The organism is Bartonella fuyuanensis, from assembly GCF_014197255.1.
GTDB lineage: Bacteria > Pseudomonadota > Alphaproteobacteria > Rhizobiales > Rhizobiaceae > Bartonella > Bartonella fuyuanensis.
Genome location: NZ_JACIFE010000011.1, coordinates 30,495 through 51,336 on the forward strand (window position 1 = coordinate 30,495; position 20,842 = coordinate 51,336).

Consider the following 20,842-nt stretch of genomic DNA (forward strand, 5'->3'; position numbering starts at 1 on the left):
AGGAACAGAAGAACCAGATGTAGAAGACTCAATAATAGAAGGAGGAGAAGAAACAGATGCAGGAACAGAAGAACCAGATGTAGAAGACTCAATAATAGAAGGAGGAGAAGAAACAGATGCGGGAACAGAAGAACCAGATGTAGAAGACTCAATAATAGAAGGAGGAGAAGAAACAGATGCGGGAACAGAAGAACTAGATGTAAAAGACTCAATAATAGAAGGAGGGGGAGAAGAAGACGATGGCACAACTGGCTCAGGTTCAGCAATATCGACAATAACAGGTGCAAGAGAAGTAGGAGAAGAATTTCTAACCTTAGGTACAGAAACATCAAAGAGTGAAAAAGTAAGATGAGAATCCTTATCCGGAGAAACTACAGGAGAAGAAAGTTCTGATTCCTGAGTTTTCTGGTTAGAATTAGCATCGATAGCCTCAACCTTACTTTCAGTAATCCTAGGATGAATTTTAGACAAAGGAGAAATATCATTAAAAGGAAGAGATACAACGGAATCAACAGTGGGATCAAGAGAGATAGGCTCAACAAATTTACTTTCGAGGCGAAAATCCCAAAATGTTCCAGCGTTTTTAAGCACTTTTTGATTGGTATCTGCTTCCTTTAAAGCAGAATCTGGACCATAAACCATAAGATGATACTGATAGGGAGAATTTTGAAGCGTCACATAACCACCATTTAACTGAAAAGAATCTTTCGCAGCTTGTCCATAAACCTGAATAATGGAAATCCCCTGATCATTACCGCCATCTCCCGTAAATTCCCCAGGGCTTCCAGGAACACCATACACATGAACTATCGTTTTTCCCAGAATATCACCATTGATTAAAAGCCTATCAGTTTTCTGTTCTTGAAGAGCTCCACCTTTATCCAAATATACATTAAGATAAAGACGCGCATCGCCTTGCGCACGATAGACAAGCCCTGATCCTTTTCCAATGAGAAGTGTTTGATAACCATCTGTTGTTTTGGATTTTAGTTCTTGAAAAACAAGAGAACTATTCATAAGATCAACTGACGAAATAAAGGAATAATCCCCTAACTTAGAACCAGAAGTATCAAAATTCTGCAATTTGTCATGTTTTGGTTGCGATAAAATCCATTTTGAATTATTCTTTAACTCTATTTTAGCTGTAGAACTTTTATCAACATGTGCACCGCCTACAAGAGTAGAAGCATCGGCCTCAATCTTTACATTAGAATGTTCAACAGCTTTCAGCAATGAATCTCCAGAAATTTTTGAATGTTGTGAAAGTTTAACAAAGCTTTCAAATTGGCGGCTATAAATAGCAATACTTTCTGGAACCATAAAACTCGTCTTAGTCAAATGGACAGTCCCTTTTCCAGGTATAATTGTTTTTGTTTCATTCAATACAGCTTCCCAAAAAAAGCGCATACCCTGAAATGTATTTCCTCTCACAAAAACGTTAGAATTTTTGATATGAGCAACATTATTATTATTTCCCTGCAAGATAATGCCATGAGCTTTGTCAACATTAACGTTTCCCTTCTGAAAATTAAGAGCCCCTTTTCCCTGAAGCATACTAAAAGCAGAAGTTTCACGATGATTATCTGTATTTGTCGCCTGTTTCCCCTTCCCGATAATAGAAACACCATCTAAATTAATTTCTCCATCTCCTCCTGTTTGAACGCCAATACCACTGGAAAAATTAATTTTTCCTCCTTTCACATAAATTTTTGCACCATTATGACTCAAAAGCCCTATCGCATCAGCCGGTGTTTCAATCTCTGTATTAGTCAAAGCAACAAACGATCGTTTACCCGCAACGCTAATCCCTATTCGAGTCGCTTTAATCACCCCATCCTGAATATCAAAAGCTCCCTCCTCATTGACATCAGCCCCTATCGACACATTATTTAACATAGAATCAAAGAGAGCAACACCTCCACCATTTGAGGCTTTTACACCTGTTGTCCAAGAGTTGTTTTCTGAATGGCCATTTGTACTCGAAACACCATTAATGATGATAACCTTTCCCTCAACGACTGTATCTTCCCCTGAAACCTCTATGGCTACATCAGAACCTTCACCCGTAAGTTGATAAGTTTTCTGAGAAATTTCATGCATTTTACCATCGCTACAGTGATAAAATGAGGCACCGTCATTACATGAATATTGCTTCTTCCCAGAAAGAATCTCACTGGTATTAGCATCGTGTGCAAAGAAAAAAATAACCGTTGTAAAACGACATAAAGAGAGATAATTTTTAAACATAGTTTTCTACAAACTTTCTTCCCCTTCTCTAAAAACAAAAAACACACGTTCTATTTAATAATTTTAGTCATGCGCGACATATAAAATACAAAACGTATTTTATATGTCGCCTCTATGTTTTATGTAAAGCTAGAACCCAAAAATATCACAATTTAAAATTGCATTACTTATAAAAACACGTAAAAATATATATAAGATACCCTGGCCTATCTTAAAGAAATAATCGCCAAGAGAGATTGTAAATTTCTACAAAAGGAGGGAAAACAGCATAAAAAACAAAAACCGCAAACAAAAAAGCTTTATCTCGTTTCTAACAGGTAAATCCATTGAGCACCACCCCCTTGACGCTTATGAAGCACCAAACCGACACCATCACACTATTGTCAACTCCCAATGTTGCCACAGCCCTTGCATTAAGGGGATTCACAAAAGCTATTTTAGTCCTTCCTTCTATAGCTTTTATCCACACACTTATCCCGCTTGTAACGTGCAAGAAAATAGCTTTGATAGATTTAAGATAAACAGCTTTGAAATAAGATAATCTCACGGTATTCAGGATACTAATTCGATATAAATCACGATAAATTATCTATATAAATCAATATATTGTTTAAAAAGAAATGAACTTTCTCATAAAAAACAGTTTTTTAAAGCTTATTCTTAAAATTGCATACAAATATAACAAACCACAAGCAAAGCTTGTGGTTTGTTAAAAAATTGTCCCCAAAAGTGATCATACTAAAAACGATAGCGCAATCCACCGGAAAAACTGATTCCAGAAAAACCACCTTTGCTCAACTTGTGCTGATAAACAAAATCACCATGAAGTGCGAAATTTTGAGATAATCGAGCATTAAGACCTAATCCAGTTTCTAGTGAAGAACCAAAAGTTCCTAACTGGAAAGAATCTTTAAAGCGCACAGACCTTTCTTTACTAAAATCATGGGAAAAATGAACTTTACCATAGTAAGAAACATCACGATCCTTTTCAGATGCAGCAAGAGTCTTCGTCAAACGACCACCAATCCGCACCACCCATTGACCAAGTTTATCCATCTCAATATTAAAATTATCAATATCTCGAGCCTCTTTAAATTGAAGATTTTGATAAACAATCTGGGCCTGTGGATCAAAAACAACACCTTCATATCCTGTAGCAATTGTCTGACCGCTCATCAAGGAAATACTTAAAGGATTACCCTTTAATGTTGCTGTCTTACCCCGTGCAAGGGTGAGAACATCTCCCTTAAACAAACCATAGGATAAAAGACCATCAACATAAAATCCCGCATCATACTGCATACTACCATAAACTGTCGTAGCCCATTTATAAAATGTACTTTTTTGGCTTTGTTCAACATTCAAAGGTTGCAGCGAAAGCTTGCCATAAGATCCCATAACCCCAAAGGATATAACACTATCAACATTTTCAATTCTTTGCAGCAAAACACCAGCCTCAATGGCATAATACCCTAGATCCCCTCCATAACCATATTCAAGCGCAGATAAATCTGAAGCATAACGATAATTCCCACCATAACCACGCAAAAATGAAGCGGGATTCTCACGAATCTCAAACATTCCTTTAAGATTAGTCCGCATTATCTCCAACTGCTTGTTTTGGTTGCTGATATCCACCAAACCAGCGTGAAGCAAACTATTCGGTAAAAGCAAATAAGTTGGCACCTGAGGAACAACAGACCTCACACTTTGTTCAGATGGAGCAACATCTTCAATCTTAGAAATACTATCCGCAGAAGAAGCTGGAACAACTTCTACAGAAGACGCCGGAACAACATCCGCAGAAGAAGCTGGAACAACATCCGCAGAAGAAGCTGGAACAACATCCACAGAAGAAGCTGGAACAACATCCGCAGAAGTTGCCGGAACAACATCCACAGAAGAAGCTGGAACAACATCCACAGAAGTTGCCGGAACAATATCCGCAATAGAAATACGTATAGGAGGTGTACGTCTAGAAACCGCAAGAATACCTTTATTATCCGCAGATGTTTGAACATATTCATTTTCTAAACGAAAATTCCAAAATTCCCCTCCGTCCAAAGCAAATCTCTGCTTAACGTGCTCTTCCCGTACAGTAGCACTTGGACCATAAGAACGGAGAACATATTTATAAGGCGCACCATCTAATGCAACATACTGCCCATTCAATTGAAAAGAGTCAGGCGCTGCATCTCCATAAACTTGAATAATCGAAACACTATGCGCTTTCTTGTTTTTTTCTTCTAAACCTCCCGCAACTTCTTGTATATGTATTATAGTTTTTCCCTTAACATCACCATGAATAAGGAGCCGATCCGTTACTTGATTATCACTCGTATCACTAGGATTTAAACGTGCATTTAAATGAATCCAACTATCCTTAAAAGCTTGATAAACAATACCTGTTCCTTTTCCAATATAAAGCGTCTGATATGCATGAGCAGTGCTAGATTTTGGTTTTTCAAAAGTAATAGAACTATTAGAAAGATTTACCGATGAAATAAATGAAACGCCTATATGATTAGGATCTTGTAATTTTTTATGTCTTGGCTGCAATAAAGCCCACTGTGAATTATTTCTCAAGATAAGGTCGACTTTAGAACTGTTATCAACCTGAGTTTGACCAACAAGTGCAGAAGAATCAGCCAAAACCTCTATAGAAGAGTTATTCTCAGCCTTCAGTAACAAATCTCCCAAAAACTTTGTTTCCTTTAGAAATATATTAGACCTTTTGGATTCACTGCTATAAAGGGCTATACTATCTGGAACTACAAAATGTGTATTTTTCAAATCAACGCGTGATAATTTTTCCTTTAATGAACTATCTGATGCGGCCTCACCTTCAAACTCACCTTCAAAATGCATACCATAAAATGCATTACCCCTCACTGCAATCTTGGAATCTCCAATATTAACCTGAGAACCTTTATTTCCCTGCAATAAAAAACCATGAGCATCGGTAACATCAACCAAACCCTCCACAAACTGAACATAACCATCTTCAACTACATGGAAAGCTGCCTGACGATCTGCATCCAGCACTTGTTCTCCCTTGCTAATACCACCGTTACCGCTAATAGAGACATTCTTTAAAATAAAATACCCTTTTTTTCCTGCCTTAACCCCAACGGTCCCTAGATGAATCTGCGTCTTCATTAAATCAACTATACTTTGGAAATTTCCTCCTGCAACAACTCCCACTTTGCTTGCATCAATCGATCCATCAGATAGTGTGAGAAAACCACCTTGAACTTCCCCCCCTATTAAAACCCCACTCAAAGTGAAATTGCTCAGAGAGGCTCCCGCCTTTTCTGACACCTTTACTCCATATTTCCAAAAGTTCTTTTCTGAACTATTCTTTTCATCCAAAATACCCTTAACAGTTATGTCCCTGCCACTAATAAATGTTTTTGCCTCAGATGCCTCTATGGCTCCATGAGTAGCACCAATATTTTTATCCTTTAGCAAATAAACTTTACTATTAACTTCATGCTTTCCACCATCAGAACATTGATAAAATGCCGCATTCTGATCACATGAAGACTGCTTTTTTTCAGAGAGAAGTTGAGATTCAGCGTTTTGTGCAATAACACCAACATTGTGTGTAAAAAAAAGAAGTGCTGTTGTAACAGTACATAAGGAGCAACGATTTTTAAACAAATTGACCATAATTTCACCATACCCCCCCTTAGCTAAAATAAACACATAACGTATCAGAAAATTAAAATAATAAAAATTAAACACATTTTAACTCTAAAATGTGAGGATTATTAGTTCTTTTTGTGTTTTATGTAAACATGGAATAAAAAAAATTATAAAAATACGACTGAAAAATGAAAAAAAACATCTCTAAAGTTGTTATTCAAAAACAGCTTTCAAAAGTTTATCCGCATTAAAATGCTTATTCTAACTGCTCCCTAATGAGCACAATATCCAAAGCAGAATGGTCAACATACTCATGAATAATATTTATAATGTGCCCTCGTAAGCAGATAAAACCTAAATATACGCAAAATTGGAACGCAAAGATATCATATATAGCTGTTTTTAGGAAATCTCTATAAAAATACAGCCTAATTTAGAAAAAATAGGAACGTGTAAAATCAAAATAGGTTGATCCTTTTACCATCTCCTTTTAATTTAATTTCACAATATTCAAAAGCATTCAGAGCGGTATTTAAAAAAATGAATATTCTACATAATGTTATCTTTATTGATCAGCATTCTTAAAAAAACACATTTTCAAAAAACAAAGATCATTATATCTCTGGTTGAATCAACTTTCTCAGACATATCTTTTTTTCCACTCCCATTTCACAACATCACCGGCTATATATAAAGTTTATTGATACAACACTTTTTATATTACGTAAAATCGAATTGCTTTTTTCCCAACCTCATATTGTAAATCCCCTCCTCTTAACACAATTTACAAAAGTCTATTAGCTTTTTTTATCAACCAGCCAAGCCACTTTGTTATAGGCAACTAAATGCTCTTTATAAATTTATTACCAGAGTAGAGAATCGAAAATATTTGGAGTATTCTCATTAAAATATATTTATAAATCAGTATATTATAAATAATATAAACATCATTATGAAATGACATATTTGGCAACAAAAATGTATAAACTCATTAAGCTTCACAAAAAAACGAAAGAAGTCCAACCAGACAGTATAAAGATATGTAAAATGACTCTTTGTAAAAAGGCTATAACAATAAAATGAATCGAGAACGAACAAAAGCCACAAGCATAACTTGCGGCTTTTTCAAAGATTAATCAAAAACAAAAACAACACTAGAAATGATAACGCAATCCACCAGAGAAACTAGTTCCAGAAAACCCAGCTTTCGTTAGCTTATGCTGATAAACCAAATCACCATAAAGCGCAAAATTTTGAGACAATTGTGCATTAAAACCTAATCCTGTTTCTAATGAAGAACCAAAAGCACCTAGCTGAAAAGGATCTTTAAAATGCACAAATCGTTTTCCTCCAAAACCATGAGCAAGATTAAGCTTTCCATAGACAGAAACAACTCGAGACTCATCTGTTGCGACCAGCATCTTTGTTAAACGTCCCCCAACACGCGCTATCCACTGATGAAGCTTTCCCAACTCAATATCAAAGCCATCCACATCACGCGCCTTATTAAATTGGAGATATTGATAAACAACCTGAACCTGCGGATCAAAAACAAAACCGTCATCGCCTATCATAAATGTTTTACCAGCAATCAATGAAGTACTTAACGGTTTTCCCTTTAATGTTGCTGTTTTGCCACGTGCAGACGTCAGTACATCACCCTTAAAAAAACCATAAGACACAAGTCCATCAACATAAAAACCCGTATCATGCTGCATTCCAGCATATGCTGCAACTGACCATTTATCAAATGTACTTTTCTGACTCTGTTCAACATTTAAAGGTTGCAAAGAAAATTTCTCGTAAGACCCTATAATTCCAAAAGAAGTGGTCCCATACATATTTTCAATTGCTTTTAGCAAAATACCTGCCTCTATAGCATTATAATCAAGCTCGCCGCCATAACCATATTCAAGCGCTGAAAGATCTGAAACATAACGATGATTGCTGCCATAACCACTCACAAAAAAGAGAGGTTTTTCACGACTTTCTAATGAAACTCTCGGAACAATTCGCAAAGCATCTAATCGCTTATTTTGATTGTTAATATTCATCAAACCAACATGAAGTAAGGCATTGGGCAAAAGGAGATAAGTCGGAACCTGAGGAACAACCGCCTTAATATCCGGCTTAGGATGAGGTTCCGGAGCTGGTCCTGGAATTGGTGCAGGAAAAGGCTTCGGACGAGGATCTGGTTTAGGTTTAGCATCAGAATCTATAGATCTACTCTCGAGTCGAAAATCCCAAAATTCCCCATTACCTTCAACTAATCTTTGATCTGTACTTGCTTTTCCAAATTCAGACCCTGGTCCATAACCATAAAGCCTATATTGATAAGGTAATTCCTCTAATGCTACATAACCACCGACCAACTGAAAAGAATCTTGCTTTGCATCTCCAGAAACCTGAATGATTGAAATACCCTGATCATTTCCACCGCTTCCAGTGTATCCTCCTGGACTTCCTGAAACACCATGCACACGAAGTGTTGTTTTTCCCGTAACATCACCCTGAATTAAAACACGATCAGTCTTTTGATTACCAAGAGAACCACCATTATTCAGATATGTATTAAGAGAGATAGATGCACCGCCGCGTGCTCTATAAACTTCACCCTTTCCCTTTCCAATACGAAGGGTTTGATAACCATCAACAGAAGAAGATTCTTGTCTTTTAAAATTAATAGAACTCTCATCCATAAGACTGACTAATGAAATAGAAGAATCATGTGCAGATTCATGTTGATCTTTTTGCAATTTTCGTTGTAAAATCCATTTAGAACCACCTCCTAAATAAAGTTCAGCAGTAGAGTTTTCATCAACGTGAGAACTGCCTTCAAGAGTAGAAGAATCAGCCAAAACCGTTATAGAAGCACCGTTTTCAGCTCTTAATAATGCACTTTCTGAACGAAGAGTACTTTTTAATAAACTCACCGCACCAGAAATAGCATTACTACCATAAAGAGCCACATCATCTAAAACAGAAAAATTTGTTGTATCCAAATTAACAACTTCTAATCTAACTGGAACTTTTTCTTCCTCTAATGAAACTTCCTCTTTTTTATCCCCATCTTCACTCCCTAATTTCTGTCCTCGAAAATAGATACCATAGGATCCCTCACCCTTTACTGTAACGGAAGAATCTTTAAGATCAATCTCAGTCACATAGAAGTTATTTGATAAATCTTCAACATCATCTTTGATTTCAGCGCCTGATTCAGGTCGTTCTGGTACACCATTAAAAGGCCTAATTGGATTTTCTAATAATATACCATGAGCATTCTCAACATTAACAGTCCCCCCTTTAAACTTAACATTCCCTCCCTCATCCATTAAAAAAACCGCATGATTTTTGTCTTTTTGGCCCTTTCCAGTAAGAGTAACACCATCGAGAATCACCTTTCCTCCTAACATCGCTGAAATCCCATGACTATTCGTAAAGTTAACCTTTCCACCTTCCACCCAGACATCAGCTCCGCTATAACTGGAGAGGCTTACCTTCCCATTACGCGTATTAATTTCCGTATCTTCTAAAATAACCAATGAATTGCCCACTGCTTCAACAGCTCTATCACTCTCCCAGATAAGACCCTGTTTTATCTCAATTATTCCATTATTAGCAAAAAGAGCTAAATTCGCATTTTGAAGTGTTGGTTTTTTCAAAACAATCTTTCCGTTATCTGATACCGCCACAGCACGCAAAAAAGATTTATCAGAAACTTCACTGCTAACGGTTACATTTTCTCCATCAACTCTGGTCCCTATCCGCTTCACCGTTATAGCAGTGGGATTAAAAGGATAGTTGGAAACATTTTCATTCGTAATTTTATAAGATTTATTATCAATTGTAGGCTCCCCACAATTATCGCACACATAATATAATCCACTATACAAATAGAACGCGGGCTTTATACCCATTTCATCAGAATTTGCATCTTTAACAGAATTATCTACATTATTTCCCTGTCCGTTTTCTCCAATCTCTCCGCCAAGCTCACGATAGTCCTTTCCCCCACGAATACCATCATTATTATTGCCAACATAGACCTGATAATTCTGCCCACTCTCTCCACTAAGCGGAAGCCTATGCATATTATTCCCGCTAAGATAACTACTAGAAATGACACGGGTATCATTGATCGGAATAACACTTATAGTATAAGGTCTACTAATCTCCTCTGTAGCCGCATAAACTTCTCTTCCATTTTGAAGAAAAGAAAGGATAGCCGTTGTACAAGCACACAAACATACATGATTTCTAAACACTTTAATCATAGTTCCCTCGAAACTTTCCTTCCCCTCTCATTAAAAATAAAAGCACTTGCAAAGCATCCCTCTGCTCACCTCAAAATACGAAAAGTGTAACAAAAAGAACCTGCCTCATGCTCATCTGAAATATGCAATGAATTATCCCCATAAACCTGGCAGAATCTCTATACTCAAAACCATCTATAAGAGAATAACAACAAAGCACAATTTATAAGTGTATAATGCATTCTGTATTTCGTGTAAAGAAAAAATAAAATCGATGCGTGCAATTAATTAAAAATACAATCTAACATTGTAAAATTTAAAAATTAATTCACAAAGAAACGAATGAAAAAAAGATTTAAATCAGTGAAAAACGAACTCTCAAAAACGAGCTTTAGAAAACATCAAATATTATATCAATACAGTATCAAAAAGAATAATGTAACACATACAGAACTCTTGCACTCTTAAAGAGCCCATAAAAGGTAAATCACTATATCACTTCATCAGTAAAAGAATTAAGAAAATCCACGTTATCGTAGAAAAACATTCTCATATACAAAATAAATTATAACTTTTTTATTTGTACCAAGAAAATGAAAATCTTTTAAGAACAACACAAATTGTTATAAAGAAAAAGGGCAGCCCAGTGTGCTGCCCTTTCTAAAAAAGTACATACCGTACCTTATATTAAAATTGATAACGCACTCCTCCGGAAAAACTTGCTCCAGAAAAACCAGCTTTATTAAGCTTATGTTGATAGAGAATATCAGCATTCAGAGAGAACTGCGGCAACAATTTGGCATTAAAACCTAATCCAGCCTCTAGCGAAGAACCAAATGCACCCAACTGGAAAGCATCATTGAAACGCACAGTCTGTTTTCCTCCGAAACCATGGGCAAGATAAAGCTTACCATAGAAAGCAACAGCATTCATTCCTTCAGAGCCTGTAGGAGTCTTGGTTAAACGTCCACCAACACGCGCCACCCATTGATCAACTTTACCCATTTCAATATCAAAATTGTCAATGTCACGGACCTTATTAAACTGAAGATGCTGATAAACAACCTGCACCTGCGGATCAAAGACAAAGCCCTTATATCCTGTAGCAATTGTCTGACCACCAGATAAGGAAACACTCAAAGGATTGCCTTTTAATGTTGCTGTCTTACCCCGGGCAAGGGTGACAACATCACCTTTGAACAGACCATAGGATACAAGACCATCGACATAGAATCCAACATTATGTTGCATACTGCCATATACTGTCGCAGTCCATTTATCGAATGTACTCTTCTGACTTTGCTCAACATCTAAAGGTTGTAGAGAAAGTTTTCCATAAGTCCCCATCACACCGAAGGATATAGCACTATCAACATTTTCAATAGTTTTCAGCAGAACACCTGCCTCTGCACCAGTATAACTCAAATCACCTGCATAACCATATTCAAATTCGGACAAATCTGAATTGTAACGGTAATTTCCACCATAACCGCGCAAGTATAAAGCAGGATTCTCATGAATATCTACCTTTTCATTAGCAGTGGTCCGTAATGTCTCTAACTGCTTATTTTGATTGCTAATATCCATCAAACCAGCATGAAATACGCTATTAGGCAAGATGAGATAAGTTGGTACCTGTGGAACAACAGACCTTATAAATTGGTCAGGAAGGGCAGCCAATCCAACAGACTGAACATACTGATTTTCTAAACGGAAATTCCAAAACTTCCCCCCATCCTTAACAAATTTCTGCTGAACATGCTCCTGTTTCGAAGTTGCTTCTGGACCATAAGCACGAAGAGTATATTTGTAAGGTGAGTTTCTCAATGCAACATAATTGCCATCGAGTTGGAAAGAATCTTTTTTCGCTTGACCATAGACCTGAATAATTGAAACACTATGAGCAATCTTGGCATTCCCGTTAGCTTCTCCTACATTGCCCGCTTCGCCCCGTACATGGATTCTTGTCTTGCCAGAAACATCACCATGAATGACAAGTCGATCAGTTACTTGCTGATCACTCGGATCATTAGGATTCAAATGTGCATTGAGATGAATTACAGAATCACCCTGTGCCTCATAAACTCTGCCTTTGCCATTTCCGATCTGGAGAGTCTGATATTTCCCTTCAGATCCCAAAAGTCCGAAATTAATAGAACTATTTATAAGACTCACAGAAGAAATGCATGAATCCAGACATCCTAAATTTGAAGCACCCAAATTCTTCTGTACACTTCTTCTTAGAAACCATTCTGATCCATTAGCTAAGTCTAATCTTGCATAAGAATCCTTATTAACACGCGCACCACCTGCAACAATAGAATTATCGACCGAAACTGATATATTCGAATCATTCTCGGCTTTTAACAATAAGTCACCAGCAAGAATTGTTTTATTTTCTAAGGCAACATGACCACCAGAATTATTCCCATAGATAGCTATACCATTTGCAACTTCAAAATCAGTTTTTTTCAATGAAATTGCCCCTGTTACACCTATAGATGTTTTCTCCTGTTTGGATATAGCGTTTCGTTTAACAATATTTCCTTTTCCAGAAGGCTCTGCAGCTGTGGTTAAATTTTTATTTCGATTTTGTTTATTCCCTTCTTTTTGTGTTACCCCATCAAAATAGATACCATAGCTTCCATCACCTTCCACTTTAACAGTCGACAACTCGATCTTTGCGTGATTCATAGTAGGCCGAACCTCAGGAGATCTTTTTTTTCTAGAAGAACCGATCTCAACTTCACTCTCACCCTTCATAACCCATAAAGCATGTGCATCAGTTACAACACTTCCATTTTTAAAATCAATAGAAGCATTATCACTCAAGAGAAAAGCTGCACGCCCTAAATTTTCTGTGGAATCTGGCTTATTTTGTGTTTTTTTCGCAGTAATATGCACTTTGTCTAACTTAACGCTACCTCCAGATTCTGACTTCACTGCGACGCCTCTTTCAATAGCGATATTTCCAGAGTCCATGGTTATCTCACCAGCCTTAGTTGCAAGACCAGCTAAAGCAAAATTCCCGGTTACATTAATTTTCGTATCTTTTAAATTAACAGATGACCCAGAACCTGCCAAAGCACCTACATACTGAGCATTGACCGTCCCACTATCCATCTTAACCTTTCCGCCACTTTTAGCTTCAAGCCCAATTACAGAAGATTGAATTGTTGAATTTTTTTCTAAAACAACCTCTGCTTTTTCTTCTGCAAACACAGCACTAACCAAGCTAGATTGCCCCAAATCAATACCGTTCTTCAAATCAGAAGAATCGACACCACTAATGGTCACACTCTCTAACTTAATAACCGTATTCTGATTCTTTGCATGCATAGAATGTTGAGTTTTATCCTTTGCCTTCAGTGTAAGATTTGCCATGGTATATGTCTTACCATCACTACACAAATAAGGAATCTGCAATCCACCCACATTATCTCCATTTCCTTCCATAGTATTACCACACTGAGAAGAAGGTACAGAAGTTTCTCCTAAGGAAACTACAGGCTGCGTAGAAGAAACAGTTCCAGCCCCGTTTGTCAAAGTAGAAGATGAACTTACAGACGCAGTCGGTGAAGATGTCGCAGATGACTCATTTAAAAGTAAAATACGTCCTCGTCCTGAAGTTTTTGTCTCATTTGGCTTAGATGAAAGATCCTTTTTCTCAGATGTGGTTTTCTTAGATGCAGTAGAAACAACCTCTGTCATTTCCACTTTCTCAGGAGAAGCATCAACTGTCATACCTTTAGAAGAAGCAGCAATTTCTACACTCTGCTCATCTCCATTTGATCTAACAGGGTCCTCAGTAGGAGGCACATCTAACGTAGCAGATAAAGTGTGTTCCCCTGTAGATATAGATAAATCAGAATCACCCGTATCAGACCTTGCAAGCGCAGAATTCCTCGATGCAGGAGTAGAAGGCGCAGATGCAGAAGCTTCAGGAGCTTCAGGGGCAGCAGGAGCTTCAGGGGCAGCAGGAGCAACAAGAACTTCAGGAGCAGGAGGCGTATCAGACCTTGCAAGAGCAGAATTCTCTACCGCAGGAGCAGAAGGCGCAACAACTTGAAGAACTTCCTCTCCTTCTTCTACTATATCATACTCAACACTTTCATTTGAACCTTGAAGAAGAACAATACTTACATCTCCACCATCTTTGTCTGTTGTTTGCAACTCAATATCTTCAAATTCAAAACCTTCATAATCCTCAACACCATCAAGATAACTATAATCGTAACCCTGAAACTTTCCGTCATTAAAAATCATTGTAGGAGGAACATAAAATACACTCCTTTCAGAAGCATTCAAAAGCTTATCATCAAACTTAGGATCACCTGATATCGGATCCAATAAATCATAACCCAGATATTTTACTAAAACTCTGTCGAACGCAGAAGGATAGACATTATCATCCTCATCTTTAACACCTTGGGCGTTTGTACTCTTTATTTTACCTTCTAAACGAAAATCCCAAACCTTTTCACTCTTCACCAAGCGCGCATCAAAGTACTCCACCCCTGGAGCAATAACTGGACCATAAACACGAAGAATATACTGATAAGGCGAACCAGCTAACGTCACATATTCATTTGCTAACGTAAATGAATCTTTGTTAGCCTCTCCATAAACTTGGATAACTGGAATACTGTATTTACTATTCGCCTTATTCACATTTTGTTGTTTCTGTTCTTCATCCGTAGGTGCCTTTCTATTTACAGCCTCATACACATGCTTGTCATTCACATATACCTTAGTTTTTCCGTCAACATCACCATGAATCAAAAGCCTATCAGACGTTTGTCCTTTAAAAGGCGATGCACTTACATTGAGGTAAAGCTTAGCATCCCCAGAGACCTTATAAACCGTTCCCTCTCCATATCCAATACGAAGAGTGCTATACTTCTTTTCCGCTTTAGCATCTTCGCTTGGAGGTACAAATCCAATAGAGCTATCTGTAAGGTTAATAGATGAAATACACGAATCGATACAATCGACTCTAGCGCCTGACGATTTCCAACCTTCATGTGTATTTGGTCTTAAATACAATCCTGAATTCCCGCTTAGATAAAAACTGGCTTTAGAACTTTTATCAACGTCAACCGCACCAAAAAGTTTAGAATTTTTAGCAAAAACCGATAGCGTAGAATCAGACCTAGCTTTCAATAATGCAACAGAATCAATTTTTGAATCGTTATCTAAAACAATATATCCTTTTGAATTTTCACCATAAATACCCACACCAGAGTAATTCTTAATTGTAGATTTATTCAAATAAACCAAATGCGTTACACTTCGTGCTTTTGATAAATCTTCTACAATCTCATTCCCCCTCTCTTCTTGCTCTTCAATCTCTTTTTCACTTTCTTCCCCCTTGTCAAAGTATATACCATAAGACTCCACCCCTGTTAATTGAACATCTGCCTCACTCAGATAAGCATCAAATCTCCATGCACCTATCTTCCCTTTCTGATTTCCTAAAATCGAAGACAGAGAACCATCAACCTTGCCAAAAAAATCATTATCTATGGGTTGAGGTTGAGGCACTATCTTAGATAAATCCTCAGGTACCCAAGAAAAATTATTACGTGGATTATCACCAAAGGACCGATCGCGAATCCACATAAAAGCCGAATCGTAACCCATAAACTCTGATTTATCAAAGGCCGTGAACCCATCTTGCAACAGGAAACCAACACTAGTAGGACCTTCTTCATCTTCTTCAGAGTCTCCTGAAGCTGAGTTGTTTGGAGCTGGAGGAATCTGAACTTTAGAATCTCCTACAACGACAGCTCCCTTATTCTCTACTATGAACGCTATCCCACCTTCTTTCAAGGACATCGTTCCTTTACTTATTCTTACTCCAGAGTCAGAATTTCTTACAACACTCTCTGCAGCAGAAATAACAGTACCATTCAATGTAACAAACGATTGATGAAAAGACATAAGACCGTGACGAACATGGGTAATACTCCCCCTCTTCATGGAAATCTTTCCACCATCCTTACTTTCAAGCCCAACAACAAAATTCCTAATTCCTGTATCAGCCAAATTAGCCCGTGACAACATCCCCACTACGACAGCACTTTCACCATTTAATTCAGAATTATTATCCCAATTTATATCTTGCGCCATAACATGATCCATAATACTGCTCGGAGACGCACTATTACGAATACCTACATGATTCAAATTAACTATTGTCCCTACTGCTTTCATACTAAGAGGAAATCCCCCCGAACGTCTCTCTTTCTCCTGCGCGGCTTCATCATAAATAGTTATTTTTGGACGCACCTCCACTGCATGATCACTAGCCTTTGTTGCCTGAATCCCACTATATTTTATGGTATGTTTTTCCCCATCTGCACAAAGAATCGGACTATTTTGTAGAGTATAACTCTTAGCATTACACTCATAGACCTGGACACTACTTCCCGCCGCAGGAGAAGCGGCAGCAGGTGAGTTTGCTGCAGAAACACCCACGCCTTGTAAAAAGAAAAGAGCGCTTGTCGTTAGTGCATACAAATTTGTACGCTTTTTAAATACATTGATCATCTGTCAAACTTTCTAAATAATGTTGCAAAAACACTAGAATTAAGTAAAAATGAGGTAAGTAAACAGTTTGTAACATATGTTAGTCAATTTTACAACATAGTGTTATTTATTGGCGCTTCATTTTGTGCATAAAAATGCCTAAATTTACGTTTTTAAGTGCGCAAACCTTTGTAATATCAGATAAAAGGATAAAATCACAATGATAAAATACATGAAATGGGTGACCACTATTCTACTGGTTGCAACCAGCTTTGCAACATTTTTATGGCCTCATACGAGTACTGCAGATACAAGGATTAAGACAAATCTAACGATTAATCATGTTTCAGGCACAACTTCTGTTCCGGCAAACCCACAAAAGGTTATTGTATTTGATATTGCTTCGCTAGATAATATGAATCGTCTTGGTATCAAAGCAGTTATCGGCATTCCTGAAGGAAAAAAACCTTCCTATTTGCAACAATTTGATGAAGAAAAATATGAAAAAATCGGTACTCTTTTTGAACCAGATTATGAAAAAATTGCTACTCTTCAACCAGATTTGATTATTATTTCCTCCAGAACCCAAGCAAAATATAAAGATTTATCCAAAATCTCTCCAACAATTGATCTAACAGTAGGAAACGAAAATTCTCTTGAAGATATTAAACGAAATGTGTCTATCCTCGGAAAAATTTTTGGCAAAGAACAGGAAGCAGAAAAGGAAATTACAAAACTCAGTGAAACTTTAGCTGAAGTCCGTAAAAATACCCAAGGAAAAGGCTCTGGTCTCATCCTTATGACCTCTGGTGGGAAAATCAGTGCCTTGGGACCAAAATCGCGTTTTGATATTTTGCATTCCGCATTTGGAATCGCTCCTGCAACTGATAAACTTACTGTACAAAAACATGGACAACTTATTTCTCCTGAATTTATTCTCGAGACCAATCCTGATTGGTTGTTGGTTATTGATCGCGATGCAGCAATTGGACGAGAAGGGCAATCAGCAGCACAATTGCTCAACAATGAGCTTGTTCACCGCACAACAGCAAGCAAACAAAACCAAATTATTTACTTAGACTCTTGGAGTTGGTATCGTGCAAGTGGTGGTTTAACAGGACTCATTGAAACCGCACAGCAGATCAATGAAGCCTTTACAAAGAGCAAATAAATGTATGAAAGAGCTTGCTTGCGATATAAATAAAATTTAAAAGCGGAGGTTGTTTATTAAACAGCCTTTGCTTTTTTCCTAGGTTTTGTTAGAAAATAATTTAACGTGAAAAATTACTGGATAATCATAACACTTTTAATTTTCCTGTCTATTTTCAGCATTTTTGTTGGTTATTCTGATGTCACGCTTTCCAAGCTATTCGCAAATGATCCCCATGCGTGGCTTATTTTTTGGCAAACACGTCTTCCTCGGACCATTGCAGTAATTTTAGTAGGTGCAGCACTTGCACTTTCAGGCATGATTATACAACTCTTGACACGCAATCGCTTTGTCGAAACATCAACCACTGGAACCGTTGAATCTGCTTCCTTTGGCATTCTTTTTATGATGATTTTTCTACCCAATATCCCTGTATTAGGAAAAATGGCCGCTGCAACAATTTTTGCCATGGCAGGCACTTTATTTTTTATGTTTCTATTACGCCGTATTCCTCTAAAATCTGCTCTCATTGTACCCCTTACAGGGATTATGCTAAGTTATATTATTGGCTCCTTAACCAATACTCTTGCGGATTATGAAATGCTCCTTCCTTCTCTTCAAGCTTACTTGTTTGGTAGTTTTGCGATGATTCTTGAGGGAAAATATGAACTTTTATGGTTGTCCCTTCCCCTCTGTATTCTTGCCTATTGCACGGCTGATCGCTTTACAGTTGCTAGCCTGGGAGAAGATTTAACCAATAATCTTGGATTGAATTATCGTGTTGTAATGCTTTTTGGTCTTTTTATTGTTGCTTCAATTACTGCTGTTGTCGTCTGTACCGTCGGCCGTATCCCTTTTGTTGGATTGATTATTCCAAATATTGTTTCAAGTTTCATGGGAGATAATATGCGCTATACTGCTCCTTGGGTAGCAATCAGCGGTGCAGTATTGGTCTTGATTTGTGATCTTTTAGGACGAATCATTCATCCTTCTTTTGAAATTCCCATCAGTACCATAATGGGCGTGATCGGTAGTTTTATTTTTTTGATACTCCTTTTACGCTGGAGAAAGTGTCTTGGATAGAAAAAAAACCACAATATGTGTATTGACAACACTTATTATCATGGCGTGTACTGTCATTAGTCTTTACATGACATGGAATATCAATGTTTATACCTGGACATTTCGTCTCACAAAACTCATCTCTCTTCTTCTTATTGCCTATGCAGTAAGCGTTTCTACGGTTTTATTTCAAACAATTGTTAACAACCGCCTTCTTACCCCTTCGCTTATGGGGCTTGATCAACTTTATATTTTAATAAAGAGTATCCTGATATATTTTGTAGGTTCTCTTTCTTTACCCTTTTTGAATGAAGAAGGACAATTCATACTTGAGGCTCTCATTCTCATTTTTTTTTCAATAAGTCTTTTTCGCTGGCTATTTTCAGGAAGCCTAAAGGGACTTCATTTGACACTTTTAATTGGTATTGTTTTAGGCGGCTTTTTTTTTAGTCTACGGATGTTTATGCAATTGCAATTAAATCCAGACCAAATGATGAATTTAACCGATATTATGTTTGCAAATTTTAATAAATTCAATACACCATTAATAAGCTTTGCCACAATCATTGTCTTCATTATGAGTCTAATTGGATGGCGTTTACGTCATCTTCTTGATATTTTGGCTTTGGGACGCGAAAATGCCCTCAATCTTGGCGTTAATTACCACAAAAGTGCAACAGTTATTCTTATTTTTGTTTCCATTCTCGTATCTATTTCCACCGCATTGGTCGGCCCTGTCACTTTTTTTGGCCTATTAGTTGCCAACTTTTCCTATGAACTTTCTCCTCAAGCAAAACACAATGTTATTGTTCCAACGGCAGTATTGTTAGCAACTATTTGTCTGGTAGGTGGACAATTTATTTTAGAACAAATTTTTCATATGGCGGGGCGTTTAAGTTTTATCATTGAGTTTTGTGGAGGAACAGTCTTTTTAAGATTAATGATGAAGGGAAAATTAAAATGATTGAGATCAATCATCTTTCCAAAGCTTATGGAACACGATTGATTATCGATAATTTATGCCTTCATCTTCCCAAAGGAGGGATTATTTCTCTCATTGGCCCCAATGGTTCAGGAAAATCAACTCTTTTAATGCTCATAAGACGCCTTTTACCACACCACCAAGGGACAATTCATATTGACGACTTCGCTATTGATACAATACCTCATGATATCTTGGCTCAAAAGATCTCAATTTTACGTCAAGATAATCTTTTATCTTTCCGTTTAACAGTATACGACTTAGTGAGTTTTGGACGCTATCCTTATTCAAAAGGCTGGTATAATAAAGAAGATAAACAATTTATCGACAGTGCATTACGATATCTCGACTTACAAGATTTAAAAGACCGCTTTTTAGATGAGCTTTCTGGCGGTCAGCGTCAACGTGCTTTTATCGCCATGGTCCTCTGTCAAGACACCGATTATCTTCTCTTAGATGAACCATTAAACAACCTGGATATGAAACACGCAGTTTCTATGATGAAGCAGTTACGCCGCACTGCCGATGAACTGAAAAAAACCATTCTTATTGTTATGCATGATATTAATTTTGCCTCATCTTATTCAGACCTGATTGTTGCATTGAAAAATGGAAAAGCGGCTTATTGTGGGACTCCAAAAGAAATTATGCAACCAGAAATTCTTAAAAACATTTATAATATTGATATTCAAATCAAAACAATCGATGACATCCCTATCGCTCTTTATTATCGATAATCCTGAAGATTTTTTTGCACTTGCGTACATTACAGAATCTGCTAAAAAATGGCAAAATTTATTTATTGGGGAATAGTTTAATGGTAGAACAGCGGACTCTGACTCCGTCAATCTTGGTTCGAATCCAGGTTCCCCAGTGTAGCTTGACGGCAGGTTTTGTATATTTTGCCACTAGGTTTTGTACCAATTTATTTTTTTTCAAAGAGTTTTTAAGGGGTTCTCAAAGGGTCTT

Annotated in this window: 8 protein-coding genes and 1 tRNA gene; 5 read left to right on the forward strand and 4 right to left on the reverse strand. The window is 37.2% G+C overall.

Annotation, left to right across the window (positions count from 1 at the left end):
• From GGR08_RS08300 to GGR08_RS05220, 4 genes are all read right to left on the reverse strand, one after another.
• On the reverse strand, nt 1-2,247 hold a 2,247-nt coding region (locus GGR08_RS08300; RefSeq protein ID WP_246350142.1), incomplete at its 3' end, for an autotransporter outer membrane beta-barrel domain-containing protein.
• Nucleotides 2,248-2,985: 738 nt separating this feature from the next.
• Nucleotides 2,986-5,919, reverse strand: a complete 2,934-nt coding sequence (locus tag GGR08_RS05210) for an autotransporter outer membrane beta-barrel domain-containing protein (protein ID WP_183194316.1) — start codon at nt 5,917-5,919, stop codon at nt 2,986-2,988.
• Nucleotides 5,920-7,049: 1,130 nt separating this feature from the next.
• A complete protein-coding gene (locus GGR08_RS05215; RefSeq protein ID WP_183194317.1) occupies nt 7,050-10,169 on the reverse strand; it encodes an autotransporter family protein in 3,120 nt (1,039 codons plus the stop codon).
• A gap of 666 nt (nt 10,170-10,835) precedes the next feature.
• Nucleotides 10,836-16,700 (reverse strand): autotransporter outer membrane beta-barrel domain-containing protein, encoded by a 5,865-nt coding sequence (locus tag GGR08_RS05220; protein ID WP_183194318.1) that lies wholly within the window; start codon nt 16,698-16,700, stop codon nt 10,836-10,838.
• A gap of 199 nt (nt 16,701-16,899) precedes the next feature.
• Between GGR08_RS05220 and GGR08_RS05225 the strand changes: the two genes are divergently transcribed.
• From GGR08_RS05225 to GGR08_RS05245, 5 genes are all read left to right on the forward strand, one after another.
• Entirely contained in the window at nt 16,900-17,850 is a 951-nt protein-coding gene (locus GGR08_RS05225) for a siderophore ABC transporter substrate-binding protein (protein WP_183194319.1), read from the forward strand.
• Between the two features lie 105 nt (nt 17,851-17,955).
• A complete protein-coding gene (locus GGR08_RS05230; protein WP_183194320.1) occupies nt 17,956-18,912 on the forward strand; it encodes an iron chelate uptake ABC transporter family permease subunit in 957 nt (318 codons plus the stop codon).
• Nucleotides 18,905-19,855 carry an iron chelate uptake ABC transporter family permease subunit gene (locus GGR08_RS05235; RefSeq protein ID WP_183194321.1) on the forward strand — a complete coding sequence of 317 codons (951 nt, stop codon included), beginning with the start codon at nt 18,905-18,907 and terminating at the stop codon, nt 19,853-19,855. The genes GGR08_RS05230 and GGR08_RS05235 overlap by 8 nt, the downstream gene beginning before the upstream one ends.
• Nucleotides 19,852-20,610 carry an iron ABC transporter ATP-binding protein gene (locus GGR08_RS05240; RefSeq protein ID WP_183194322.1) on the forward strand — a complete coding sequence of 253 codons (759 nt, stop codon included), beginning with the start codon at nt 19,852-19,854 and terminating at the stop codon, nt 20,608-20,610. Before GGR08_RS05235 ends, GGR08_RS05240 begins: the two co-directional genes overlap by 4 nt.
• A gap of 66 nt (nt 20,611-20,676) precedes the next feature.
• Nucleotides 20,677-20,747: transfer RNA gene (locus GGR08_RS05245), tRNA-Gln, on the forward strand.
• Nucleotides 20,748-20,842 lie beyond the last annotated feature (95 nt).

What these genes read in the sequence shown, in the direction of transcription:
- GGR08_RS05210 (WP_183194316.1), bottom strand. Translation starts at nt 5,919, where the DNA reads ATGGTCAATTTGTTTAAAAATCGTTGCTCCTTATGTACTGTTACAACA.
- GGR08_RS05215 (WP_183194317.1), bottom strand. Translation starts at nt 10,169, where the DNA reads ATGATTAAAGTGTTTAGAAATCATGTATGTTTGTGTGCTTGTACAACG.
- GGR08_RS05220 (WP_183194318.1), bottom strand. Translation starts at nt 16,700, where the DNA reads ATGATCAATGTATTTAAAAAGCGTACAAATTTGTATGCACTAACGACA.
- GGR08_RS05225 (WP_183194319.1), top strand. Translation starts at nt 16,900, where the DNA reads ATGATAAAATACATGAAATGGGTGACCACTATTCTACTGGTTGCAACC.
- GGR08_RS05240 (WP_183194322.1), top strand. Translation starts at nt 19,852, where the DNA reads ATGATTGAGATCAATCATCTTTCCAAAGCTTATGGAACACGATTGATT.